Below are 22,039 nucleotides of genomic sequence, written 5' to 3' on the forward strand. Positions count from 1 at the left end.
CCGGGGCCCGGCGGCCCCGCGGCCGTCAGGGCGCGGCGGTGGGGGCGTCGCCGCCCCCGGAGGTCGACCGGGGCGGTCAGCCGAGCTGCGCGCCGTAGACGTGGTCGACCGCGAGGATCATGAGGACCCGCCGGTCGGCGACCATCACGGCGCGGTACTCGTCCCAGTCCGGGTGCTCACCGGCGGCGCGGCGGTAGTAGTCGACCAGCACCTCCACCTCGGGCCCCGCCGGGTCCTCCGACGGGCCGACCAGGGTGACCGTGCCCTCGGCAGTGGCCCAGGCCCGGCCGTCGGCGCGGGTGACCTCCAGGGCGGCGCGCGGGTCGCGGCGCAGATTGGCGGTCTTGGCGCGGCCCTCCGTCATCGACACGTAGAGCCGCTCGGCGGCCCGGTCGTAGTACGGCATCACGGGCGAGAGCTGGGGCCGCCCGTCGGACTTGATCGTGGCGAGCACGCCGAGGCGGCTCTCGGCGAGCAGGGTGCAGGGATCGAAGGTCGTCATGCCGGTCATTCTCCGCCGCCCTCCCCGCCGGAGGGCGCAGGACGGCGGAACTGCTCGATCAGCGAGGCGTAGCTCGCGCCGCCCTGCCCGGCCGCCAGCGCACGGCCCGCCAGCGCCCGGACGAGGTCCGGGAGTTCGGTGCTCACGCCGAGGCCGGCGCTCTGTTCGGCCAGGTGGTCCATCGCGGCGACGTGGGTCTCCAGGGTGGCGTCGTCGGCCGGGTAGGCACCGGCGTCGATCTGACCGGCGTACCCCTCCAGCCAGCCGGCCACCGTCACGGTCGAGCGGGCGGCGAGCGGGGCGAAGGCCGCCGCGTCCACGCCCGCCGCGCCGAGCAGCGCGGCGCCGTGCAGGAAGCCGTTGAGAACGCTCCACATCAGGCCGAGCACGGCGGCGTCGTAGAGCGCGGCCAGGCCGTGGTCCTCGCCCAGGTGGACGGTGGCGTCGGGGGCGAGGACGCGCAGCGCGGGCTCGTGGCGCTCGAAGTCCGCGCGGGCGCCGCCGTACACCACGGCGGCCTCGGGCGTGCCGACGGCCGGCGGCACCGCGAGGATCGCGCCGTCCAGGTACCCGCCGCCCGCGGCGGCCACCCGGGCGGCGTTCTCCCGGGCCTGCGCGGCGGTACCGGAGGTCAGGTCGACCAGCACCCGGCCGGCGAGCGGTCCGGGGCCGGCGGCGTCGAGGCGGTCGAGCAGGTCGCGGACGGCGGCGTGGTCCGACACGCAGACCACCACCAGCCCGGCGGCGGCCACCGCCTCCTCGGGCGAGGCGGCGGCGCGGGCTCCCGCCGCGACGGCGGCGGCGGTCTTCGAGGGGGTGCGGTTCCACACCGTGGTGGGGTGGCCCGCGCGCAGGAACGCCCCGGCCAGGGCCCGTCCCATCAGCCCGAGGCCGAGGACGGCGACGGGGGTGTCCTTCGCCGGTGCGTTCCGGGGTCCGTTCCGATCATCGGTCATGGCGCCATCCTGAACCCTCACACCAATGTGAGGGTCAAGGCGGGAAGGTGACGACGGATCAGCGCTTGAGGTAGGCGAGCACGGCGAGCACCCGGCGGTTGTCGTCGGCGGAGGCCTCGATGCGCAGCTTGGCGAAGATGCTCGCGGTGTGCTTGGCGACGGCGCTCTCGCCGATGTGCAGGGTGTTCATGATGGCGGCGTTGGAGCGGCCCTCGGCCATCAGCCGCAGCACCTCGTGCTCGCGCGGGGTCAGCTCGGCGGTGGTGCCCCGGGCGTCGCTGCGGGCCAGCAGCTTGGCGATCACCTGCGGGTCCATCACCGTGCCGCCGGCCGCGACGCTGCGCACCGCGTCCACGAACTGGGCGGTGTGGGTGACCCGGTCCTTGAGCAGGTAGCCGATCGCGCCCTCGCCGCCGGCCAGCAGCTCCTGGGCGTAGAGCTGGTCGACGTACTGGGAGAGGATCAGCACCGGCAGGCCGGGGCGCGCCCGGCGGGCCTCCAGGGCGGCGCGCAGTCCCTCGTCGGTGAAGCTCGGCGGCAGCCGGATGTCGACCACGGCGACGTCCGGCCGCTGCTCGCGCAGCGCGCGCAGCAGGGCCGGTCCGTTGTCGACGGCGGCGACCACCTCGCAGCCGTGTTCCTGGAGCGTGCGGATCAGGCCGTCCCGGAGGAGGAAGAGGTCCTCGGCGAGGACGACGCGCAGGGGGGCCGGGAGGGGCTCGGGGAGGGGATCTCGGAGCGGATCTCGCACGGTATCTCCAGGGTCACGGTGGTCGGGCCGCCCGGCGGGCTGTGCAGGGCGAGGGTTCCGTCGACGGTACTCAGCCGGCGTGCCACGCCGCGCAGGCCGGTGCCCCCCTCCGGGCGGGCGCCGCCGCGGCCGTCGTCCGCGACGACGGCGCGCAGGGTGCCGTCCGCGTGCGTCAGGCGGACCGTCACCTCGCGGCCGCCCGAGTGCTTGGCCGCGTTGGCGAGCAGTTCGGCGACGGCGAAGTAGGCGGCGGTCTCGACCGGCACCGGCAGGCGCCCCGGCAGCTCCGCCGTGACGTGCACGTCGAGGAAGCTGTCCAGCGCGAGGGAGCGGACGGCGTCGCCGAGGCCGCGGTCGGTGAGGATCGGCGGGTGGATGCCGTGGACCAGGTCGCGCAGGTCCTGCAGCGCCCGCGCCGACCCGGCCCGCACCTCGCGCAGCAGGGCGCGGGCACCGGCCGGGTCGGCGTCCAGCAGCCGGGTCGCCTCGTCCAGCGCCATGCCGACGGCGACCAGCCTGGCCTGCGCGCCGTCGTGGAGGTCCCGCTCGATGCGCCGCAGTTCGTCCGCCCGCGCGTCCAGCGCCTCGGCCCGGGTGTCGGTCAGGTGCTCGATCCGCCGCACCAGTTCGGTGGTGTACGGCGCCGCGAGCGCCCGGCGGCTCCAGTTCGCGTGCAGTTCCAGCGCGGCGGGCGCCAGCCGCAGGCCCGCCCCGGCGAACAGCAGGCCGAGCACGGCGGCGGCCAGCATCGAGGCGGTGGAGTCCACGAGCACGAAGGCGTACCAGTTGTTCGGGCCGAGCCACGGCCAGACGAAGGGCTGGACGACGGCCCCGAACAGCCCGAACGCGACGAGCCACAGCGGCACCCCGACCAGCAGCCCGCCGGTCCACGGCTCCAGCCACGACCACCTGAGGTCCCGCCAGAAGCCGTCGTCGCCGAGGATGCGCACGGCGCGCCGGCTCCGCGGGCCGTCCGCGGGCGGCAGCGGCTCGGGCGGGCTGATGCCGGTCCCGGTCCAGCGCTCCGTCCAGGCGCGGCCGCGGTCGGACGCCCGGCGCAGCGCCTGCGCCGCGCCGGGCAGCAGCGGCCGGCCCACCCCGATCGGGAGCAGCATCAGCGCCCCCACCACCAGCGCGCCGACCGCGCTCACCACGAGGGAGTGCAGCGAGAGCACCTGACAGCGGGCCAGCGCGCGCACCTGTGCGCGCGCCGTGTTCTCCGCCTCCGCGCCGTCCTGCCCCGTCGCCATGCCCGCCCGTCGCTCCGTCACCTCAGCGCGCCCCGTGCCGCGCCGCCGGGATCTTATCCGGCCCGGCCACCGGCTCCTCCCGGTACGCCCCCTCCGGGTGCGCCGCGTCCGGGTGCGCCCCGCTCCGCCGGCGGGACCGCAGCACCCACGCCACCGCCGCCACCAGGCAGGCGCCGCCGAACAGCACCATGGGCGCCACGGTGCCGTCCTCCTCGTCCATGGTCAGCAGCATCCCCAGGTTGACCAGGGTGTGGAAGCCGCCCGCGAGCAGCAGCCGGCCGGCCGGCGCGTCCTCCAGGGCGAGCCCGAGGACGACCGACATCGCCACCGCGGCCAGCAGGAACCCGGCCGCGTACGCGGGCTGCTGGGCGAACACCTGCACGTGCCACCCGCCCCAGAACAGGCCCACCGCGACCGAGGCGGTGACCGGCCCGAAGCGGGTGCGCAGCAGCGGCTGGAGGTAGCACCGCCAGCCGATCTCCTCCCCGCAGGCCCCGAGCAGCTGGGCCAGGACGATCAGCGTGAAGGGGTGGGCGAGGGAGCGGGGGTCGGTGAGCCGGGCGTCGCCGTCGAGCAGCGCGTAGGCACCGGCGGCCAGGGCGATGATCAGCGGCGCGGTGAGCAGCAGCGCCGGCCCGGTGCGGCCCGGGCCCGCCCACGCGGTGTCCTTCCGGGCGCCGCCGGCCCCGGGGCCCGCCCCGGCCAGCCGCCTCCGGATCCGCTCCGGCCACACCAGGGCCGCCACCAGCACCCCGGCGGCCGGGCCGAACTGGGTGAGCTGGAGGACCTCGTCCGGGATCCCGGTCGTCGGCTGGAGTGCGCCCAGGGCTCCGGCGGCGGGGAAGGCGACGGCGAGGAACACCGCCGCCTCCGCCTTCCACGCCGTCCGCCGTCCCCGGCGCTCCCCCGTCTCCAGGTCCGTCTCTGTCCGCATGTCGTCCGCCTCCGGTCCGCTCGATCGCGTGCTTCCTTCGGCGTCGACTCTTCCGTCCCGGCGGCCGCGGGCCATTGCGGGTAGCTGCCCAGGAGGGGTGCAGCTAGGTGCACCCCTCCTCTCCTCGACGGCGCCGGGGGGCGTCCGCCGCCGGTCCGCGGGGAACGGGGCCCACCGGTGGTGGCCGGCGGGCCGGCGGGTCGGCGGGTCGGTCAGAGGTCGAGGAGTTCGACGGTGACGGCGGTGGTGTCGCCCGGTTCCAGGCCCTCGGCCGTGCGGACGGCGCGCTTGACGGGCAGCACGTAGCAGCCGCGGGTGCGGTCGGGGAAGATCGACGTCTGCCAGGCGCTGCCGCCGAGGGTGACCCGCACGCGCAGCGAGCCGAAGCCGCGGCGCGGACCGGCGGCCACGTCGCGGATCTCCTCGGAGGCCTCGACGGGCAGGCTGACGAAGGTCCAGCTGTCGGCTCGCCGGGCGTCCCAGATCCAGAGCTCGGCCTCAAAATCGAACACCACGGGGCCAGCATCGCACGCGGCACCGACGGACCGGCCGCTCCCGCGTCCCGTCGCGCCCGCGCTCACATCGGCAGGGAGTGCAATCGCACGGCGCCCTCCGGCCGGCGCGCGCCCTCGTGCAGCGGGAACCACATCGTGCGCAGCGGCATCACCACCGGGCCGGCGGGCTGCTCGACCTCGACGGGGCCCTCCACCGGGCGCCAGCCGAGGCGGGTGTAGAGGCCGGCCACGTCGGGACGGCAGAACAGGATCGCCGCCTGCGGTCCGAGCTCGCGGGCGCGGGCCAGTGCGCCACCCACCACCGCGCGGGCGAGCCCGTTCCCGCGCCGCCCGGCGGCGACGGCCACGCCGCCCAGCCCGACGACGTCGGTCCGCCGACCGCCCACCGACACCGGCAGCACGACCAGCCCGGCGTGCGCGACGAGCGGGCCGTTCGGCTCCGCGCGGATCCCGACGTGGTGCTCCTTGCGCCGCCAGGTGATCCCCAGCGCGTCGACCCCGAACGGGTCCGGGGTGTCGCCGAATATCTCGGCGGGGTCGTAGCTCTCCAGGGGGACGACGTCGTTCTGATGATCGGTCATGCCCGCATGCTGCCATTCCGGGCGGGCCCGCGGGCCGGTTCTCCTGCGAGCACCGGCCCGGGGCGGCGTCAGCGGACCACGTCGAAGACCTGCTTCTGCAGACCGTTGGAGTAGACCGCGTGCTCGACCAGCGCCAGCTTCTGGGCGTCCTTGTCGGTGGTGCTGAACAGGCGCTTCCCGGCGCCGAGCAGCAGCGGGTAGACGAGCAGGTGGTAGCGGTCGATCAGACCGGCGTCGGAGAGCGCCCGGTTGAGGGCGGCACTGCCGTGGACGATGATCGGGCCGCCCTCGGTCCCCTTCAGCGCGGCGACCTCGTCGAGCGAGCGCAGGAGGGTGGTCTCGCCCCAGTTCGCCACCAGGTCGTCCTCGGTGAGGGTGGTGGAGACGACGTACTTCGGCAGTTCCTTGTAGCGGGCGAACTCCGCCATGTCCGGCCAGACCGGGCTGAAGGCCTGGTAGCTGACCCGGCCCAGCAGCATCGCGGTGGCCTCCTCCTGCTCCTGGCCCTTGATCTCGTAGGCCTCGGGGACGAACTCGATGTCCTTGAAGGTCCAGCCGGAGTTGCGGTAGCCGGGTTCACCGCCGGGGGCCTCGACGACGCCGTCGAGGGAGATGAACGCGGTGCTGATCAGGGTGCGCATGATGGTTCCTCGGTGAGCGGTGGTAGCGGTGGTGGCAGCGGTAGCGGCGGTGGCAGCGGTAGCAGCACTAGCAGTGGTAGCGGTTGCGACGGCGTAGCGGTGTCAGCCGTGGTAGCGGTTGTTGCAGTGGTAGCGGTGATAGCGGTGGTAGCGCGTGGATGCGCGGGTCAGGCGAGGACGCCGGCCAGCCACTGCTGCCAGGCGGCCTCGATGCCCTCCGGCCGGGGGCCGAAGAGGTGGTGGAACATCAGGACCAGGCCGGCGCCGTGGTGGAAGGTGTAGAGGCCGTCGGCGGTGCGGACGGAGAAGCGCTCGGCGTCCGCCCAGACCACCTCGCCGTCAAGGGCCGGCAGCCCGGCCGGCTCGGCACGCAGCCGGGCGCCGACGGCGGGCGGGGACGGCAGGGCGAGCGCGCCGGCCAGCGCCGCGCGCAGTTCCTCGGCCGGGCGGCCGGGCACGGGGCCGACGGCGAAGACCGGAGCCCCGGTGCGGCCCGGGAAGTGCGCCAGGTACTCGCGCAGGGTGTGCAGGTGGAACGGCCAGCCGCGGCGCAGCGCGTCGTACTCGTCCTCCCAGTCGTCGCCGAGCAGGCCGCTGTGGACGACGCGGAGCACGGTGGCGGCGCCCTCGCGGCCCTCGACGAGGTACTCGAAGGCCATGAAGCGGCCGTTCTCGGCGGTGGCGGTGCGGGTGGCCAGGCGCCTGCCGGGCTCGTAGGCGGTGATCACCGCGGCCTCACGGTGGCCGCCGATCTCCATGACGGCGGTGCCGCCCTCGCGCGGGTCCAGCTCGTTGCGGCCCATGAACCAGGAGTCGAGGCCCGGTCCGGTGGCGATCGCCTCCCAGACCTCGTCCGGGCTCGCCGGCAGGGCGGTCTCCAGCTCGATCTCGAACGGGTGGGTCATCGTGCGTGCTCCTGTCCCGGCTCGACGCCGGTGTCCGTGGCGGGGATCTGGTGGAGCCCGGCGACCACCCGGTGGGTGCGGCCGCCGGGGGCGGACTCGTCGTGGTAGCGGCTGACCAGCACGGCCACCGCCTGGGCGAGTTCGTCGGCGAAGGCGGTGCGGTCGGCCGCGGAGGCGAACCGCACCTGGGCGTCGATGCCGAAGGTGGCGACCCGCCGCCGGGCCCGGGCGGCGCCGGTGAGCAGGGTGCCCACCTCCTGCACCAGCCGGGAGCCGAGCGCCAGCAGCCAGCGGGCGGAGAGCTGGTCGGGCGAGCGGGACGGGTCCGGGCTCACGGCGGCCAGGACGGCCGGCGAGATCACGTAGGAGGCGGCGGTGGCGCTGTACACCCGTTCGGTGACATTGCCCTTGCGCCGTTCCTCGGCGAGTTCGACGAGTCCGTGCCGCTCCAGCTCCTTCAGGTGGTAGTTGACCTTCTGGCGGGGCAGGCCCAGCCGGGCGGCCAGCATGGCCGCCGAGCCGGGCTCGGCCAGGGCGGCGAGGATCCGGGACCGGATGGGGTCCAGGGAGGCCTCGGCGGCGGCGGGTTCTTCGATCACGGCGACGTCCAGCACGTCTCCAGGGTGGCGCCGACAAAAAAATTTGTCAAGGACAAAATACTTGTCGGTGGCCCCGCCCGCGGCGGCGAGGTCCCGGCGCGGACGCGCGACGGCCGGGGCCCGCGCACGCGCGTGGACCCCGGCCGCCGACCGCTTCCGTCAGGCTTCCAGGCGGACCCTGTCGGCCTGCATCCCCTTCTGGCCCTGGACCGCCTCGAAGGACACCTTCTGGCCCTCGACGAGGGACTTGAAGCCGTTCCCTTCGATCGCCCGGAAGTGCACGAACAGGTCGGGGCCGGACTCCGGGGTGATGAAGCCGTAGCCCTTCTCGTCGTTGAACCACTTCACGGTGCCGGTCTGGCGCTCGGCCATGTCTTCTCCTTGCACGGGGGTCACGCTGACCGCGCCAGTCTCTCACGCAGCGGGACCGCACCCGCACGCAGCGTAGCGGCGCCCGTCGGTCCGCCCCGCACGACGAGCCGCCCCGCACGACGAGCCGCTCCGGGGCGTCAGCCGCCGGGGGCGGGGGCCGAGCCGCGCAGGCGGGCGATGCCCGTGTCGAGCGCGGCCTCCAGATGGGCGCAGCCGCCGGTGGTCATCAGGATCAGCACCCCGCCCTGGACACCGGCCAGCAGGGCGGCGGCCTCCCGGTCGGCGTCGAGCGCCGGGTCGATCCCGCCGTCGTCCTGCATCCGGCGGATGCCGTCGGCGATCAACCGCTGCCACCCGGCGATGAGTTCGCCCGCGACGGCCCGGGTGGCGCCGGTGGCGTCGCCGAGCCGGGCGAGGGAGGCGTGCAGCGGGCAGTCGCCGCCCTGGGCGCGGTAGCGGGCGACGACCTTGTCGCGCCAACGCTCCCAGGCGGCCCAGGAGGTGAGGGAGCCGAGCTCGGGCTGCTGGTCGGCGATCACCCGGGCCGCCTCGTGGCGGGCGACGGCGAGCAGCAGTTCGTCCTTCCCGCCGGGGAAGTAGTGGAAGAGCTGGCTCTTGCTGGTCCCGGTGCGGGCCATCACGTCCTCCAGCCGCACCGCGAACACGCCCTGGTCGCGGATCTGCTCGGCGGCTCCCTCGACGATGCGCTGCCTGGTCGCGGCGCCCTTGCGGGTGAGCGGCACGGGTCCTCCCCCGGTGGTGGTCGTGGTGGCGCTCCCCATTCAACCGTCCGGCCATTCAACCGTCCGGCCGCCGTCCGGGCCGCTCAGGGCAGCAGCAGGAGCTTGCCGGTGGTGCGGCGCGATTCGAGGTCGGCGTGGGCGCGGGCGGCCTGCGCGAGCGGGTAGCGGCCGGTGACGGACGGGGTGAGCCGGCCGTCGAGGACGAGGTCGAACAGCTCGCCGGTGCGCCGCTCCAGGGTCTCGCGGGTGGCGACGTGGTGGTGGACCACCGGGTAGGTCAGCAGGATGCTGTCGGGCAGGTCGGTGGGGCGCAGGGTGGGCACGCCCATGAAGGGGCCGTAGTAGGCGTGCACCCCGTGCGGGCGCAGCGCCGCCTGGGAGGAGTGGAAGGTCTCGGCGCCACCGCCGTCGTAGACGACGTCCGCACCCCGGCCGCCGGTCAGTTCCCTGATGCGGTCCTCGAAGCCGCCGCCGCTGTGGACGAGGACGTGGTCGGCGCCGGCCGCCTTCGCGACCGGGGCCTTGTCCTCGCGCGAGACCAGGGCGACGACCCGGCCGCCGCGGGCCTTGACCAGCTGGGTGAGCAGCCGCCCGACGCCGCCCGCCGCCGCGTGCACCACGGCGGTGTCGCCCGGGCCGACCGGGTAGGTCTCGGTGGCCAGGTGGCTCGCGGTGAGGCCCTGCATCATCACGGCGGCGGCGCTCTCGTCGTCGATGCCGTCGGGCAGCTTCACCAGCGAGGCGGCCGGGACGGCGAGCAGTTCGGCGTAGCTGCCCGGGTGGTAGAACCAGGCCACCCGGTCGCCGACGGCCAGGCCGGCGACGCCCTCGCCGAGGGCGGTGACGCGGCCCGCCCCCTCGGCGCCGAGGATCGCCGGGGCCGTCCAGCCGGGGCCGCCCCGGGCGCGGGCGCCGATGTCCATGTAGTTGACGCCGGCGGCGGTCAGGCGCACCAGCGCCTCACCGGGGCCGGGGACGGGGTCGGGCAGCTCGGTCCAGCGCATGACCCCGGGGCCGCCGTGTTCCTCGATGCGGATGGCGTGCATGGTGTCGCCTCTCTGTGCGGGCTCGTCCGAACCGGCCTTCCGGCGCGGTCCCTGCGGTGCGGAAACGGTCAGCACGGTAGGCCGCGGAAAATGGACCGGCAAGTCCAAACCGCAGGTCGGACAGGGCAGTTGAGCGGCGCGCCCGATGGCGTGCGGTGTCCCGGAGGAGCATCGGGCGGGCGGCTCCCGGGCAGGGGCGCCACGCCGGGCACGAGGGTGCCGGGTGCGCTCCGGGGGCCGCCGCGACCGCGTGGCCGGCGTCCCACGGATCAAGATCCTGTTCACCATGCGCATCCGGCATACTGGTCGTGGCCAGGGCGTTCACGGCCGCGCGGAGGCACGTCCCGGCTGGGTGAGGGGCGGCTCGGGAGCAGCCGTGACGGGGGCGGGCCTCGGGGAGGGGACGGCTGTGGAGGACAGGGGCGTGTCCGGTGCGCCCGGCACCGCGGAGCCGCTGATCGGCCGGGACGGTGACCTGCGGGCGATCCGCGACCGGCTGCGGATCGGCGACGGCGGCGGTGCGCTGCTGCTCGCCGGGGAGGCGGGCGTCGGCAAGAGCGCCGTCCTGGACGCGCTGGCCCGGTCGGCGCGGGCGGACGGCGTCCAGGTGCTCAGGGCGGCGGGCGTGGAGTTCGAGGCCGACTGCGGCTACTCCGGCCTCAACCAGATCCTCTTCCCGTTCCTGGGCGCCCTGGAACTCCTCGACGGCACGCTGCGGGACGCTCTGCGGGTGGCGCTCGGCTTCGACATCGGGCGGCCGCCGGAACAGCTTCTGGTCTCCAACGCCGTGCTGCGGCTGCTCCAGACGGTGGCCGACGGGAAGCCGCTGCTGGTGGTCGTCGACGACCTCCCGTGGGTGGACCGGTCCAGCACGGCGGTGCTCGGCTTCGTCGCCCGGCGGGTGGCCGGTCTGGGCGTCAGCTTCGTCGCGGCGGCGCGCACCGGCGAGCCGCGACCGCAGGGCGCCGACCCCCTCCCCGGCTACGACCTCCCGCCGCTCGACGACGAGTCGGCGGCCCGGCTGCTGGGCAGCAGGTTCCCCGGGCTCTCCCGGGGAGCGCGCCGCCGGCTGCTGGCCGAGGCCGGCGGCAATCCGCTGGCGCTCCTGGAGCTGCCGGCCGCCCTGCGGCCCGCCGCCGCGGACTCCCCCGCCGTGCTGCCGCTCACCAGCCGGCTGGAGACGCTGTTCGGGGCGCGGGTCACCGTCCTGCCCGCCGCCTCCCGGCGGCTGCTCCTGCTGGCGGCCCTCGAAGGCACCGGCGACCTGGGGGTGCTGCAGGCCGCCGCGCGCCGGGTCGGGGGCGGGGACGGAAACGGCGGCGGGGACGGCCGGGGCGCGCTGGACGACCTCGCGGCGGTGGAGCGCGAGCGCCTGGTGCACATCGAGGAGGGGGCGCAACGGCTGAGGTTCCGCCACCCGCTGATCCGCTCCGCCGTGGTGGGGCAGGCGCTGAGCGGCGAACGGCGCGCCGCGCACGCCGCGCTCGCCCAGGTGCTCGCCGACCAGCCCGAACGCCGCGCCTGGCACCTGGGCGAGGCGACCCTGGAGCCCGACGAGGAGGTCGCCGCACTGCTGGAGCACGCCGCCGGCCTGGCCCTGCGCCGCGGGGACGCCGCCGGGGCGATGCGCACGCTGATCCGCTCGGCGGCCCTCTCCCCCGAGGGCCCCGACCGCAGCCGCCGCCTCTCCGAAGCCGCCTACCTGGGGGCGGAGTCCACCGGCGCCCTGTCCAGCGCCCGCCGGCTGCTGGACGACGCGCGCCGGGCCGCCCCCGAGGCGTCGCTGCACTCCGCCACCGCGTCGGCGATGCTCATGCTGAACGGCGAGGGGGACGTCGCCGGCGCCCACCGGCTGCTGACCGACGCCATCGCGTCCGCGGCCGGATCCCACGGGTACCGGGCCGACGACCGGGCGCTGGTCGACGCGCTGCACGTCCTGGCCGTGGTCTGCTTCTTCGGTGCCCGGCCCGACCTGTGGCGCGACTACCACCGGGCGGTGGAACGCCTCGCCCCGCAGCCTCCGGCCATCCTGGCCGTGCTGGGGCAGACGTTCTCCGACCCGGCGCGCACCGGGGCGGCGGCGCACGGACGGCTCGACGTCCTCGTCGCGGAACTGGCGGGCGAGCCCGACCCGGTGCTGATCACCCGGGTCGGCACGGGCGCGCTCTACCTCGACCGGCTCGGCGAGGTCCGCGACGCGGCGTGGCAGGTGGTGCGGGCGGGGCGCGACGGCGGCCCGGCCCGGCGGTACATCTCCTCGCTCATCCACCTCTGCCTGGACGACTACCTGACCGGGCGCTGGGACGAGGCGGTGGAGCTCGCCGACGAGGGCCTCCGGGCGTGCGAGGACCACGACTACAGCGCGTTCGCCTGGTACTTCCTGTACATCAGGTCCATCGTCCTCGGCTCGCGCGGGCACGCGGCGGAGAGCCTGGCGACGGCCGCCGTCATCATCGAGTGGGCGACGCGGCACGGCGCGCCGTGCGCCGCGCACTACGCCCACCAGGCCGCGGCCGTGGCGGCACTGGGCCTCGGGGACTTCGCGCTCGCCCATCGCCACGCCGAGGCGGTCAGCCCCGCCGGCACCCTCGCCTCGCACGCGCCGCACGCGCTGTGGGTGGCGGCCAACCTCGTCGAGGCCGGGGTGCGCGGCAACCGGCGCGCGGAGGCCGCCGCGCACGTGCGGGCGATGCGCGAGGCCGGCCTCGCCGCCGTCTCCTCCCGCCACGCCATGCTGACGGAGGCGTCGGCCGCGCTGTGCGCCGAGGACGACGAGGAGGCGCTGCGGCTGTTCGCCCTCGCGCTCGGCACCCCCGGTGGCGCCCGGTGGCGCTTCGACCACGCCCGCGTCCAGCTCGCGTACGGCGAGCGGCTGCGCCGGGCCCGGGCGGCCGCCGGGTCCCGCACGCCGCTGCGCGCCGCGCTGGCGGCCTTCGAGGAGCTGGGCGCCCGGCCGTGGGCGGAGCGGGCGCGCCTGGAGCTGCGGGCGACGGGCTGGGGCCGGCGCGGGCCCGGCGCCGCGCACGGTTCCGGCCTGAGCGCCCAGGAGCGGGAGATCGCCGACCTGGCCGCGTCCGGCCTGACGAACAAGCAGATCGCGGAACGCCTCTTCATCTCCCACCGCACGGTCGGCGCCCACCTGTACCAGATCTACCCGAAGCTCGGCATCGGCTCGCGCGCGATGCTGCGCGACGCCCTCAACGCCCTCGATGCCCTCCCCGAGGACCCCGGCGCGCCCTGAGCCCGGCCCGTCGGGCGGCGTCGGGCGGCGTCGGGCGGCGGTCGGCGGACCGTTCACTCCGGCGAAACGGACCCCCCGGAGAATGTGGCAGTACTGCCACATGGCAGAAGTGCAAACATCGGGCGAAAGGATGCCGAAGGCCCGTGCCTGGCCTTGAGGACGTGTGAGGGGCCGTGGTTCAGTTCCGGCACCGCTCCACCGAAAGGCCCCCCATGAGCTCGTCCCGGCCCAACATCCTGTGGACCGTCAGCGAGGACTGCCCGCCCCGCTTCGGCTGCTACGGCGACCCGCTCGCCACCACCCCCCACCTCGACGGCCTCGCCAAGCGGGGCACGCTGTTCACCAACGCCCACAGCCCCGCGCCGGTCTGCGCGCCCTCCCGGTTCGCCCTGCTGACCGGCGTCGCCCCGGAGAGCCACGGCCCCGCCCACCACATGCGCGCCCGAGCCCGCCTCCCGGAGTGGATGAGCACCTACCCGGAGCTGCTGCGCGAGCTCGGCTACTACTGCACCAACAACGCCAAGACCGACTACAACAGCGACGCCGACCCGCAGGCGGTCTGGGACGAGTCGTCCGGCACCGCGCACTGGCGCAACCGGCCCGCCGGCTCCCCGTTCCTCGCGGTGTTCAACTACGACCCGACGCACGAGAGTTCGGTGTTCGGACGGGCCGAGTTCACCGTCGACCCGGCCGAGGTCCGGCTGCCCGCGTACCTGCCCGACACCCCGGAGATCCGCGGCGACTTCGCGCACTACTACCGCCACATCGCCGCCATGGACGCGTTCGTCGACCGGCTGCTCGCCGAACTGGAGGAGGACGGCGAACTCGACAACACCGTCGTCATCCACACCTCCGACCACGGCGGGGTCAACCCCCGCTCCAAGCGCTGGTGCTACGACGAGGGCCTGCACGTCCCGCTGATCGTCGCCGCCCCCGAACGTCACGCGCACCGCTTCCCGGCCCCGGGCACCCGCGTCGAGGCGGCCGTCTCCACGCTGCGCATCCCGCCCACCCTCGTCGACCTCGCCGGGGGCACGGCGCCCGCGCACATGCGGGGCGAGAGCCTCGCCCGCACCCGCTTCGACAGCGCCGGCGAGCTCGCCTTCTCCATGCGCAACCGGATGGACGAGCGTCCGGACATGATCCGCACCGTCCGCGACGCCCGCTACCGCTACATCCGCAACTACGCCCCGCACCGGCCCTACGGAACGCACCAGGCCTTCGCCTGGCTGGCGGCCGGCTACCGGTCCTGGGAGACCGAGCACCTCGCCGGGCGCCTGGACGACGCGCAGTCCGCCTTCTGGCGCGAGAAGCCGGGCGTGGAACTCTACGACTGCGTCGCCGACCCCGACCAGATCCACAACCTCGCCGGCCACCCCGCCCACGCCGAAGCCGAGAAGCGGCTCGACGACGCGCTGCGCGCGCACGTCCTCGCCGTCCACGACAACGGCTTCCTGCCCGAGGGCTCCCCCGCCGAGGGGTACGACGCCTCGCGCGCCGCCGGCGCCTACCCCCTCGCCCGGATCCTCGACGTCGCCGACGCGGTGGGCCGCCGCGACCCCGCCCTGATCCCCCGGTTCACCACCGCGCTCGCCGACCCGGACGCCACCGTGCGCCGCTGGGGCGCCGTCGGCCTGCTCGCCCTGCCCGTCGGCACCCCGACGGCGGAGGCCGTCACGGCCCTGCGCGCGGCGGCCGCCGACGACCCCGGACCGCACGTGCGCGTCGCCGCCGCCGAGGCGGTCGGCAAGCACACCGGTGACGTCGCGGCCGCCGCCCTGCTGGCCGACCTCGCCGCGCCCGAGTACCCCGAGGGCGTGCGGCTCGAAGCCCTCAACGCCCTCACCGCGCTCGGCCCGACGGCGGCGGCACCGCACCGCGCCGTGGTGGCCGCGGCGGCCGGGGAGCCCCTGGAGTACCTCGGCAACGCCGCCCGCTACCTGCTCCTGCGCATCGACGGCCGGTACACGCCCCACAGCACGGTCCTCGACCTCGAAGGCATGCTGGCCCGCGCCGCCGCGGCCGGACGCGCCCCGGGCAGGCCGGCGTAGGCCGTACGTCCGGCTCGCGCCCCCGGGGGTCGCGGGCGCGAGCCGGACGGTCCTCGGTGCCCGCCGGCCGCACGGCGGCCGGCGGGCCGGGTCAGCCGGCGTGCGGGATGCGCGGCGGGCTGAAGTACCACTGCTGGGAGGCCGTCCAGTTGCAGGTGTAGATCTGCAGCTGGTTGCCGTCCTGCACGACGCCGCCGGGGACGTCCAGGCACTTGCCGGACTGCGGGTTGACCAGGACGTCGCCCTGGTAGCGGACCCACCGCTGGGCGTCGGAGCCGTTGCAGTCCCACAGCTGGACCGGGGTGCCGTCGGTGGTGCCGCTCGACGCGACGTCCAGACACTTGCCGAGGGCGGAGAGGGTGATGCCCGTCCCGTCCGGCTTGTCGGTGCCGGTCCACCACTGGGAGGCCGTGCCGTTGCAGGTGTAGATCTGCACCGGGGTGCCGTTGCCGCTGTCGCCGCCGCGGACGTCCATGCACTTGCTGTTGCTGAACACGCTGATCGTGCCGGCCGTGTTCGCGGCGTTCGCCGTCCCCGGCAGGACCGCGACGGCGATCGCGGCCGCCGCCAGCGCGCCCACCACGTGCCCCTTGCGCACGAGCTTGATCATCGGTCGTACCGTCCTCTCTCGAACCTTCGCGCCGAGGTGCCCCCGGCTCACGAGAAGGACTGTTCCGCAGCCCCGTGCACACTCGGTGGACGCGGGCGTCAACAGCCTGTACACAGGTCCGGGCCCTGCCGTCCGGACGAGGTGCCCGAGCAGGGCCTCCCCCGCCCTGTACCGGGGGTACGAGTCCCGCCGCCCGTGCCCGGCGGGCCCTACTGGGTGGCGTCGCAGGTCCGGCAACGGCTCACCGCGACGCGCCCGGTGTTGCCGCCGGTGGCCCGCAGCGGACTGGACTCCGAGAGCCGGCGCCACGCGCCCGGCACGGGGTCGAGCACCCAGCCGTAGACGGGCGGCTCGACGTCCGCCGGGACGATGTGCGTGCAGCCGGGCAGATGGGCCTTCCCGCTCTCGTGCACGATGATCGCGGACGGCGGCCAACCGCCCCACTCCGCACCGGGCACACCCCGCGGCGGCACACGCGGCGCGCACTCCGCGCAGTTGCTCAACTCGTGGCGGCAGTAGTCCATTCGGCCCTCACCCTGTCCGGTTCGCGGACCCGCAGTCTACGGCGGGCGACCGCGCGAGCGCGGATTCGAGCCAACCGGAGGTCAAATCCGGTACTCGTAGCGGGATTTCGGGGCCGTTCGCGCGTGACGGAGGCAGGGCCGTGGAAGCATTCCGGCAGGGTGAAGCGTGACATGTCACATGGCTTCACTCTGCTCCCGGCTGCCGATCCTCGAAGGAGAGAAACTCTGATGAAGCGTCATGTCGCACTGCTGGTCGCCGGTGCCGCGGTAGCCGGGCTCGGCCTCGCGGGCGCCGGCCAGGCCGCCGCACGGACCACGGGCACGACCACGGCCACGACCACGGCCACGGCCACGGCCACGGCCACGGCCACGACCACCTGCGCCTGGGGCCCGCTGGGGCTCGTCCGGAACCAGGTCTGTCTCACGGTCAACGGCAGCCTCGCCTCCGCCACCGGGTACTCGGCCACGTCCGGCGGAGTCCCGCGCCCCGTCTCCTACAACCTCGAAACCCGCGCCGCCGACGGCTTCGTCCTGGAACGCGAGGACGTCACCGCCACCGTGCCCGCCGGCGGACTCACCGTCGGCCCCGTCGCGAGCAACGTCCCGTGCGGCTCCGGCGTGACGGCCGTCTTCCGCGTCACCACACCGGGCTGGCCGCCGTTGACCGCCACCGTCACGGCCCCGGTCACCTGCTGAGCCGCAGGGGATCCGGCGCCTGCGCAGGAAAATCGTTTGGCGGACCACGGCGATCACTGCTAACTTGCCGGAGGCCGTGTGAGAGAACGAGGAGGTGGTACCCGTGAACGCAGTATCGACATGGGTGCTCCCCTCCGGGGTCACGGTCGGGCGATAGGTCGCCCGGGAGCGCCGTTCCAGAGCACTCCCGAAAGGCACCATCATGCACTTCACCTCCGAGAACCGTCTCGACGACGGCGTCCTCGAACGCGAATTCACCCTCGGCGAGATCCCCGGCATCCTGTGGACCCCCGGATCCGCCTCCGCTCCGACCCCGCTGATCCTGATCGGCCTTCCTCCGCTCGGGCTGCGCACGGTGTACGCCCGGGTGGCGGCGCGGGCCCGGTACTACGCGGCGGAATACGGCTTCGCCGCGGCCACCGTCGAACTCCCCGGCAGCGGCGAGCGGCCCCGGTGGGACGCCGCCGAGCAGGCGCGGGCCGACCTGCGCCGGGTGATGGCGGCGGGCGAGCCGGTCACCGCCGAGATCGTCGACGCGCTCATCCTCCCGCTCGTCGACCGGGCCGTCCCGGAATGGCGGGCCACCCTGGACGCCCTGCTCGCGCTGCCGGAGATCGGCGGCCCGGTGGGGTACGAGGGGGGCGTGATCTCCATCGGCGTCCGGCTGGCGGCGGTCGAGCCGCGCATCGCGGCCGCCAATCTGTTCGCCGGGACCTTCGTGCCCGGCGCGATCGCCGAGGAGGCCCGCCGGGTCACCGTCCCGCTGCAGGTCCTGCTGCAGTGGGACGACGAGGGGAACGACCGGCAGGCGTCCCTGGACCTGTTCGACGCCCTCGGGTCCGAGGAGAAGACGCTGCACGCCAACATGGGCGGGCACGCCGGCGTCCCGCACTTCGAACTCGACGCGGGTGCCCGGTTCTTCGCCCGGCACCTGAAGTGATGCCGGGCCGCCGGGGCGGCGCGGGACGGTAGACGCGGTGCCCCTGCCGATTCGGCGGGGGCACCGTCGGCGCGCGACGGCTGGTATGACTGGGGTATGCAGGAAGAGACGGCACGCTCCGCGATCGACACCTTCATCTCCGCGTTCAACGCCTCGGACGACGGCTATGTGACTGCCCTGCTCTCCCAGGCCCTGACCTCGGACGTGATCTTCTGGGGGCCGTTGGGTCGCAGCGAGGGAATCGCGGCGGTCGAGCGGTTCGTGCTGGACATCCGCCACCACCCGGCGGGGACCGGCACGATGGCGCGCTGCTCGGAGGTGGACATGCCGGACGAGTGGGCCCGGTACCGGTGGGTCTTCACCACGCCGGACGGAGGCCCCCACCTGGCGGGAACGGACGTCGTCCACCTGCGGCGGAACCTCATCGACCAGGTCATCGTCTTCGCGGGGGAGATCGAGCCGTCCGCGCCCTGAGTCGTCCTTCGGGCGCCGCGGACACGCGTCCCGCACCTCGAACCTCGCAGCCGGGCCCGGTTCTCCGCCCGGCAGCCGAGGTGGCGCGATACGAACGGGGCGGTGCCGGAGGATTCCGGAACCGCCCCGTGATGGGGGCCTGCTGCCCGAAGACCCCGGGTCAGCAGAGGTGCCAGGGGCCCCAGCCGTCGCTCATGGTGCGGCACCAGAACTGGTAGTCGCCGCTCCACGCGCCGACGCTGGACGGATTGGGCCACGCCACGCCGTACTTCAGGTCGAGCCCGCTGCCACCCAGGCTCGTCCAGGAGGCCCAGGATCCCCCGGGCGCGGTCTGCGCCGAGGTCCAGACGGCGTGGTCGGTGCCCAGCCCGGTGACCTCCTTGCGGCCGTCCGCCCAGGTCACGATCGTGGTCTGGCTCCCGCACAGGAGCACGCGGGAGGGGGCCCCGTAGGAGAACGTCGCGGTGCAGCCGCTGGCTCCGTCGTAGTAGCCCGGGGCGGCTCCCACCTCGATGTCCACGTAGTTGGTGGCCGTGGCCTGCGCGGGCCCGGCAAGGCCGAACATTCCGCCGACGACGGCGAAGAGGATCGCGATCAGACGTACCTTCATCTGCGAGGTCCCACCTGTCCGTTACGCCCCGGGGGAATCTCCGCCGGGGAGGTTGGGAGTCTGGCAGAGGATCTTCACCGCCCCGTACCCCAGGAGAGGTATTTGTGCGGGCGCTCTCCGGCGAAATCCGGACACCCGTGGGAGTTGGGACGCGGGGCCGACTTCACGAGGTCCGGGCCCGGCCCCCAGCGGGAGGCCGGGGCCCCACGAGGTGAGGGAACGTCAGATAGCGTCGAACTCGCCCGCCTGGACGCCGGCGACGAACGCACGCCAGGCGGAAGCCGGGAAGACGAGGGCCGGACCGGAGGGGTCCTTCGAGTCACGGACAGGAACGGCGCCCGGGAAGCTCGCCGAGACTTCCACGCACTCGCCGCCGTTGTTGGAGTACGACGACTTGTACCAGGACGCCTTCGACAGGTCGGAGTTCATGGGTGAGCTCCCTTCGAGCCTTGTGGATCAGTGCCAGGCAGCGGGCACCGATCTGTGATCTGAGGTGATACCGGGCTGCCAGGGCAGCAGCGCGGGGCGGTGAACGCGGGCACGTCAGACGGTCCCGAACTCGCCCGCCTGAACGCCGGCAACGAACGCACGCCAGGCAGAGGCCGGGAAGACGAGAGCGGGACCGGAGGGGTCCTTCGAGTCACGGACAGGCACAAAACCAGGGAACTCGGGCGCGATCTCGACACAGTTTCCGCCGTTACCGCTGTACGACGACTTGTACCAGGATGCCTTCGACAACTCAGGGTTCATCGGAGTGAGCTCCCTTCGACCCTCGCGGATCAGTGCCACAGGTGCCGCCTTGAACAGGGCTCCCACCACCAGATGACCGTACTTTCCCGCCCGAGCCGAGACGATTTCACGCCTTCGTCGTACAGCTTCGCCGCGACCGCCGTCGATCTCCACGGCAGCGGTGAGCAGCCCCCAGCGGGAGGCCGGCGCCGGACAGCGAAGCGGGGCCCCTGCCGATCGGCAGGGGCCCCGCGAAATGAGAGCACGTCAGACGGTCCCGAACTCGCCCGCCTGGACGCCGGCGACGAACGCACGCCAGGCGAACGCCGGGAAGACGAGGGCCGGACCGGAGGGGTCCTTCGAGTCACGGACAGGAACGGCGCCCGGGAAGCTCGCCGAAACCTCCACGCACTGACCGCCATTGTTGGAGTACGACGACTTGAACCAGGACGCCTTCGACAGATCAGAGTTCATGGGTGAGCTCCCTTCGAGCCTTGTGGATCAGCGCCAGGCGGCGGGCACCGATCTGCGATCTGAGGTAGTCCGGGCCGCCATGACAGCGCGGGGCGGCGAACGCGGGGCCCCTGCCGAATCGACAGGGCTCCGCGAAATGAGGCCATGTCAGACGGTGCCGAACTCGCCCGCCTGGACGCCGGCGACGAACGCACGCCAGGCGGAGACCGGGAAGACGAGGGCCGGACCGGAGGGATCCTTCGAGTCACGGACAGGAACCGCAAACGGGAAGCTCGCGGAAACCTCCACACACTGACCGCCGTTGTCGGAGTACGACGACCTGAACCAGGACGCCTTCGACAAGTCAGGGTTCATGGAGTGAGCTCCCTTCGAGCCTCGCGGATCAGCGCCAGGGCCTTGGGTAGTGGTCCCACCACCAGATGACCGTACTTTCCCGGCCGGGCCGAGACGATTTCACGCCTTCGTCGACAGCTTCGCCGCGACCGCCGTCGATCTCCACGGCAGCGGTGAGCAGCCCCCAGCGGGAGGCCGACGCCGGACAGCGACGTGGGGCCCCTGCCGATCGGCAGGGGCCCCACGAGGTGGTGAGATCACGTCAGACGGTGCCGAACTCGCCCGCCTGGACGCCAGCGACGAACGCACGCCAGGCGGAGGCCGGGAAGACGAGAGCGGGACCGGAGGGGTCCTTCGAGTCACGGACAGGCACGGCGCCCGGGAAGCTCGCGGAAACCTCCACGCACTCGCCGCCGTTCGTGGAGTACGACGACTTAACCCAGGATGCGCCAGACAGGTCGAGGTTCATGGGGCTAGCTCCTTTCGAGCCTTGTGGATCAGCGCCAGGGAGGCAGCCTTGGGCAGTGCCTCCACCACCAACTGATCGTACTGCCTCTCCCATGTCTTGACTGTTTCGCGAACCCGTTCAAGGTAGCCACGAGCATGTGATTCGGCGTAGCCGACGACCGAACCGTCCGGCAGATCGAGCAAGGTCACCGGCAGCGCGAATGGCAGGTGCTCACCCAACGCGAACGGGGCAACCTGGACGGTGATGTTCGGACGGGTAGCCAGTTCGGCGATGCGGTCGAACTGCTTTGCCATCACAGGGGCCCCTCCGATCGATCGGACCAGGCAGGTCTCGTCCATCACCAGGTGAATCAGGGGCGGGTTCCTCTTGTCGAAGAGGCGCTGGCGGGACAACACGAACTCGACGCGCTGCTCGGCTTCGGACTGAGTGATCGCCCCTCGCTGGACAGCCGCATAGGCGAGTGCCTCCGCATACTCCGGCACCTGGAACAGCCCAGTGACAATCATCATCGAGAACCCGCGGAGACGACGGCACTTCGCCTCGCCGTCGGCGAACTCCGGGAAGCCCTCCAGCAGGCTCGCCTTCGCATGCCGGCGCCAGAGTTCGTAGAACGTGCCTCCGGTTTCGAATACCTGGTCGGCTTTAACAGCGAAGTTCCTTGTTGGAGGACGCTTCGCTCGTTCGACGTACGAGACCAGGGTGTTGGAGTACCCCATGCGCTTCGCCAGCCCGACCTGCGACCACCCTCGCGCCCGCCGCAGCCTGGCAAGTTCCTGACCGAAACGAACAGCCGGAGATGACATCGCGTCAACAACGAGCTCGTCCATGAACGCTGGCACCTTTCACGCGCCCAATTGGTCAACGTTCAGACCCTGGCCATCGTAAACCGGAACGGGCCACTATGGCTACACCCCGTGAGAGATCCGGGACCCTGCGCAACCAATGGAGCCAACATGCCCAGCCACCCCCACATTCCCGCTTACTCCCCCACCGTCGGCGAAGTCGTCCGGGACCTCGGACACCGGGACTTCTCCGGCAATCCCGTCGAGGCCGTCTACATGGACACCCTCGCCGGACTCGTCTACCTGCGCCC

General features: G+C 73.9%; 27 protein-coding genes. 5 read left to right on the top strand and 22 right to left on the bottom strand.

What is annotated here, in order from left to right; all coding sequences use genetic code 11:
• Positions 1-76: 76 nt before the first annotated feature.
• The 13 genes from ACFXAM_RS28430 to ACFXAM_RS28490 all read right to left on the bottom strand — a co-directional run bounded on the left by ACFXAM_RS28430 (position 77) and on the right by ACFXAM_RS28490 (position 9,795).
• Complete coding sequence (locus ACFXAM_RS28430; RefSeq protein ID WP_380295430.1) at positions 77-511, bottom strand: PPOX class F420-dependent oxidoreductase; 435 nt, start codon at positions 509-511, stop codon at positions 77-79.
• A complete protein-coding gene (locus tag ACFXAM_RS28435) occupies positions 508-1,458 on the bottom strand; it encodes an NAD(P)-dependent oxidoreductase (RefSeq protein WP_380295431.1) in 951 nt (316 codons plus the stop codon). The genes ACFXAM_RS28430 and ACFXAM_RS28435 overlap by 4 nt, the downstream gene beginning before the upstream one ends.
• 58 nt (positions 1,459-1,516) lie before the next feature.
• Entirely contained in the window at positions 1,517-2,161 is a 645-nt protein-coding gene (locus ACFXAM_RS28440; RefSeq protein WP_380295476.1) for a response regulator, read from the bottom strand.
• On the bottom strand, positions 2,113-3,459 hold the full coding sequence (locus ACFXAM_RS28445) for a sensor histidine kinase (RefSeq protein WP_380295433.1): 1,347 nt from the start codon (positions 3,457-3,459) through the stop codon (positions 2,113-2,115). Before ACFXAM_RS28445 ends, ACFXAM_RS28440 begins: the two co-directional genes overlap by 49 nt.
• A 22-nt stretch (positions 3,460-3,481) precedes the next feature.
• Entirely contained in the window at positions 3,482-4,393 is a 912-nt protein-coding gene (locus tag ACFXAM_RS28450; protein ID WP_380295435.1) for a CPBP family intramembrane glutamic endopeptidase, read from the bottom strand.
• A 212-nt stretch (positions 4,394-4,605) separates the two neighbouring features.
• Complete coding sequence (locus ACFXAM_RS28455) at positions 4,606-4,908, bottom strand: DUF1905 domain-containing protein (protein WP_380295437.1); 303 nt, start codon at positions 4,906-4,908, stop codon at positions 4,606-4,608.
• 62 nt (positions 4,909-4,970) lie between these two features.
• On the bottom strand, positions 4,971-5,489 hold the full coding sequence (locus tag ACFXAM_RS28460) for a GNAT family N-acetyltransferase (RefSeq protein WP_380295438.1): 519 nt from the start codon (positions 5,487-5,489) through the stop codon (positions 4,971-4,973).
• 68 nt (positions 5,490-5,557) lie between these two features.
• Positions 5,558-6,130, bottom strand: coding sequence for a dihydrofolate reductase family protein (locus tag ACFXAM_RS28465; protein ID WP_380295440.1), 573 nt, complete (start codon positions 6,128-6,130; stop codon positions 5,558-5,560).
• Between the two features lie 167 nt (positions 6,131-6,297).
• The gene (locus ACFXAM_RS28470) at positions 6,298-7,035 is read right to left on the bottom strand and encodes an SRPBCC domain-containing protein (RefSeq protein ID WP_380295442.1); all 738 of its coding nucleotides are present in this window, start codon (positions 7,033-7,035) and stop codon (positions 6,298-6,300) included.
• A complete protein-coding gene (locus ACFXAM_RS28475) occupies positions 7,032-7,649 on the bottom strand; it encodes an ArsR/SmtB family transcription factor (protein WP_380295443.1) in 618 nt (205 codons plus the stop codon). Before ACFXAM_RS28475 ends, ACFXAM_RS28470 begins: the two co-directional genes overlap by 4 nt.
• A 144-nt stretch (positions 7,650-7,793) precedes the next feature.
• Positions 7,794-8,006: a cold-shock protein gene (locus ACFXAM_RS28480; RefSeq protein WP_380295444.1), complete on the bottom strand. Its 213-nt coding sequence runs from the start codon at positions 8,004-8,006 to the stop codon at positions 7,794-7,796.
• Between the two features lie 137 nt (positions 8,007-8,143).
• Positions 8,144-8,749, bottom strand: coding sequence for a TetR/AcrR family transcriptional regulator (locus tag ACFXAM_RS28485; RefSeq protein WP_380295446.1), 606 nt, complete (start codon positions 8,747-8,749; stop codon positions 8,144-8,146).
• An 83-nt stretch (positions 8,750-8,832) separates the two neighbouring features.
• The gene (locus ACFXAM_RS28490) at positions 8,833-9,795 is read right to left on the bottom strand and encodes a quinone oxidoreductase family protein (RefSeq protein WP_380295448.1); all 963 of its coding nucleotides are present in this window, start codon (positions 9,793-9,795) and stop codon (positions 8,833-8,835) included.
• 424 nt (positions 9,796-10,219) lie between these two features.
• Here ACFXAM_RS28490 and ACFXAM_RS28495 point away from each other — a divergent pair, with 424 nt between their 5' ends.
• On the top strand, positions 10,220-13,036 hold the full coding sequence (locus ACFXAM_RS28495; RefSeq protein ID WP_380295450.1) for an AAA family ATPase: 2,817 nt from the start codon (positions 10,220-10,222) through the stop codon (positions 13,034-13,036).
• A 212-nt stretch (positions 13,037-13,248) separates the two neighbouring features.
• Positions 13,249-15,087 carry a sulfatase-like hydrolase/transferase gene (locus ACFXAM_RS28500; RefSeq protein WP_380295452.1) on the top strand — a complete coding sequence of 613 codons (1,839 nt, stop codon included), beginning with the start codon at positions 13,249-13,251 and terminating at the stop codon, positions 15,085-15,087.
• A gap of 91 nt (positions 15,088-15,178) precedes the next feature.
• Here the strand turns inward: ACFXAM_RS28500 and ACFXAM_RS28505 are convergent, their stop codons facing one another.
• Positions 15,179-15,697, bottom strand: coding sequence for a ricin-type beta-trefoil lectin domain protein (locus ACFXAM_RS28505; protein WP_380295454.1), 519 nt, complete (start codon positions 15,695-15,697; stop codon positions 15,179-15,181).
• Positions 15,698-15,906: 209 nt separating this feature from the next.
• Positions 15,907-16,221: a hypothetical protein gene (locus ACFXAM_RS28510; RefSeq protein WP_380295456.1), complete on the bottom strand. Its 315-nt coding sequence runs from the start codon at positions 16,219-16,221 to the stop codon at positions 15,907-15,909.
• Between the two features lie 228 nt (positions 16,222-16,449).
• Between ACFXAM_RS28510 and ACFXAM_RS28515 the strand changes: the two genes are divergently transcribed.
• The 3 genes from ACFXAM_RS28515 to ACFXAM_RS28525 all read left to right on the top strand — a co-directional run bounded on the left by ACFXAM_RS28515 (position 16,450) and on the right by ACFXAM_RS28525 (position 18,331).
• A complete protein-coding gene (locus tag ACFXAM_RS28515) occupies positions 16,450-16,917 on the top strand; it encodes a hypothetical protein (protein ID WP_380295458.1) in 468 nt (155 codons plus the stop codon).
• 202 nt (positions 16,918-17,119) lie between these two features.
• Positions 17,120-17,857, top strand: a complete 738-nt coding sequence (locus ACFXAM_RS28520) for an alpha/beta hydrolase (RefSeq protein ID WP_380295460.1) — start codon at positions 17,120-17,122, stop codon at positions 17,855-17,857.
• A 96-nt stretch (positions 17,858-17,953) separates the two neighbouring features.
• Positions 17,954-18,331 (top strand): nuclear transport factor 2 family protein, encoded by a 378-nt coding sequence (locus ACFXAM_RS28525; RefSeq protein WP_380295462.1) that lies wholly within the window; start codon positions 17,954-17,956, stop codon positions 18,329-18,331.
• Between the two features lie 160 nt (positions 18,332-18,491).
• Here ACFXAM_RS28525 and ACFXAM_RS28530 read toward each other — a convergent pair whose 3' ends face one another.
• The 7 genes from ACFXAM_RS28530 to ACFXAM_RS28560 all read right to left on the bottom strand — a co-directional run bounded on the left by ACFXAM_RS28530 (position 18,492) and on the right by ACFXAM_RS28560 (position 21,773).
• Positions 18,492-18,941 carry a hypothetical protein gene (locus tag ACFXAM_RS28530; protein ID WP_380295464.1) on the bottom strand — a complete coding sequence of 150 codons (450 nt, stop codon included), beginning with the start codon at positions 18,939-18,941 and terminating at the stop codon, positions 18,492-18,494.
• Positions 18,942-19,163: 222 nt separating this feature from the next.
• Complete coding sequence (locus ACFXAM_RS28535) at positions 19,164-19,370, bottom strand: DUF397 domain-containing protein (RefSeq protein WP_380295465.1); 207 nt, start codon at positions 19,368-19,370, stop codon at positions 19,164-19,166.
• Between the two features lie 114 nt (positions 19,371-19,484).
• The gene (locus ACFXAM_RS28540; RefSeq protein ID WP_380295466.1) at positions 19,485-19,844 is read right to left on the bottom strand and encodes a DUF397 domain-containing protein; all 360 of its coding nucleotides are present in this window, start codon (positions 19,842-19,844) and stop codon (positions 19,485-19,487) included.
• Positions 19,845-19,937: 93 nt separating this feature from the next.
• Positions 19,938-20,144: a DUF397 domain-containing protein gene (locus tag ACFXAM_RS28545; RefSeq protein ID WP_380295468.1), complete on the bottom strand. Its 207-nt coding sequence runs from the start codon at positions 20,142-20,144 to the stop codon at positions 19,938-19,940.
• A 147-nt stretch (positions 20,145-20,291) separates the two neighbouring features.
• On the bottom strand, positions 20,292-20,498 hold the full coding sequence (locus tag ACFXAM_RS28550) for a DUF397 domain-containing protein (RefSeq protein ID WP_380295470.1): 207 nt from the start codon (positions 20,496-20,498) through the stop codon (positions 20,292-20,294).
• 241 nt (positions 20,499-20,739) lie between these two features.
• Positions 20,740-20,946: a DUF397 domain-containing protein gene (locus ACFXAM_RS28555; RefSeq protein ID WP_380295472.1), complete on the bottom strand. Its 207-nt coding sequence runs from the start codon at positions 20,944-20,946 to the stop codon at positions 20,740-20,742.
• On the bottom strand, positions 20,943-21,773 hold the full coding sequence (locus ACFXAM_RS28560; protein ID WP_380295474.1) for a helix-turn-helix domain-containing protein: 831 nt from the start codon (positions 21,771-21,773) through the stop codon (positions 20,943-20,945). The genes ACFXAM_RS28555 and ACFXAM_RS28560 overlap by 4 nt, the downstream gene beginning before the upstream one ends.
• Between the last annotated feature and the right edge of the window lie 266 nt (positions 21,774-22,039).

It is taken from the genome of Kitasatospora sp. NPDC059462, assembly GCF_042749955.1.
In the GTDB taxonomy this organism is placed as follows: Bacteria; Actinomycetota; Actinomycetes; order Streptomycetales; family Streptomycetaceae; genus Kitasatospora.

Bases quoted from the DNA above. Each gene is read 5' to 3' on its own strand.
- ACFXAM_RS28530 (WP_380295464.1), bottom strand. From the start codon at position 18,941: ATGAAGGTACGTCTGATCGCGATCCTCTTCGCCGTCGTCGGCGGAATG.
- ACFXAM_RS28430 (WP_380295430.1), bottom strand. From the start codon at position 511: ATGACCGGCATGACGACCTTCGATCCCTGCACCCTGCTCGCCGAGAGC.
- ACFXAM_RS28510 (WP_380295456.1), bottom strand. From the start codon at position 16,221: ATGGACTACTGCCGCCACGAGTTGAGCAACTGCGCGGAGTGCGCGCCG.
- ACFXAM_RS28525 (WP_380295462.1), top strand. From the start codon at position 17,954: ATGCAGGAAGAGACGGCACGCTCCGCGATCGACACCTTCATCTCCGCG.
- ACFXAM_RS28445 (WP_380295433.1), bottom strand. From the start codon at position 3,459: ATGGCGACGGGGCAGGACGGCGCGGAGGCGGAGAACACGGCGCGCGCA.
- ACFXAM_RS28560 (WP_380295474.1), bottom strand. From the start codon at position 21,773: ATGGACGAGCTCGTTGTTGACGCGATGTCATCTCCGGCTGTTCGTTTC.
- ACFXAM_RS28450 (WP_380295435.1), bottom strand. From the start codon at position 4,393: ATGCGGACAGAGACGGACCTGGAGACGGGGGAGCGCCGGGGACGGCGG.
- ACFXAM_RS28505 (WP_380295454.1), bottom strand. From the start codon at position 15,697: ATGATCAAGCTCGTGCGCAAGGGGCACGTGGTGGGCGCGCTGGCGGCG.
- ACFXAM_RS28465 (WP_380295440.1), bottom strand. From the start codon at position 6,130: ATGCGCACCCTGATCAGCACCGCGTTCATCTCCCTCGACGGCGTCGTC.
- ACFXAM_RS28470 (WP_380295442.1), bottom strand. From the start codon at position 7,035: ATGACCCACCCGTTCGAGATCGAGCTGGAGACCGCCCTGCCGGCGAGC.
- ACFXAM_RS28500 (WP_380295452.1), top strand. From the start codon at position 13,249: ATGAGCTCGTCCCGGCCCAACATCCTGTGGACCGTCAGCGAGGACTGC.
- ACFXAM_RS28480 (WP_380295444.1), bottom strand. From the start codon at position 8,006: ATGGCCGAGCGCCAGACCGGCACCGTGAAGTGGTTCAACGACGAGAAG.
- ACFXAM_RS28535 (WP_380295465.1), bottom strand. From the start codon at position 19,370: ATGAACTCCGACCTGTCGAAGGCGTCCTGGTACAAGTCGTCGTACTCC.
- ACFXAM_RS28435 (WP_380295431.1), bottom strand. From the start codon at position 1,458: ATGACCGATGATCGGAACGGACCCCGGAACGCACCGGCGAAGGACACC.
- ACFXAM_RS28515 (WP_380295458.1), top strand. From the start codon at position 16,450: ATGAAGCGTCATGTCGCACTGCTGGTCGCCGGTGCCGCGGTAGCCGGG.
- ACFXAM_RS28460 (WP_380295438.1), bottom strand. From the start codon at position 5,489: ATGACCGATCATCAGAACGACGTCGTCCCCCTGGAGAGCTACGACCCC.
- ACFXAM_RS28520 (WP_380295460.1), top strand. From the start codon at position 17,120: ATGCACTTCACCTCCGAGAACCGTCTCGACGACGGCGTCCTCGAACGC.
- ACFXAM_RS28550 (WP_380295470.1), bottom strand. From the start codon at position 20,498: ATGAACCCTGACTTGTCGAAGGCGTCCTGGTTCAGGTCGTCGTACTCC.
- ACFXAM_RS28490 (WP_380295448.1), bottom strand. From the start codon at position 9,795: ATGCACGCCATCCGCATCGAGGAACACGGCGGCCCCGGGGTCATGCGC.
- ACFXAM_RS28555 (WP_380295472.1), bottom strand. From the start codon at position 20,946: ATGAACCTCGACCTGTCTGGCGCATCCTGGGTTAAGTCGTCGTACTCC.
- ACFXAM_RS28545 (WP_380295468.1), bottom strand. From the start codon at position 20,144: ATGAACTCTGATCTGTCGAAGGCGTCCTGGTTCAAGTCGTCGTACTCC.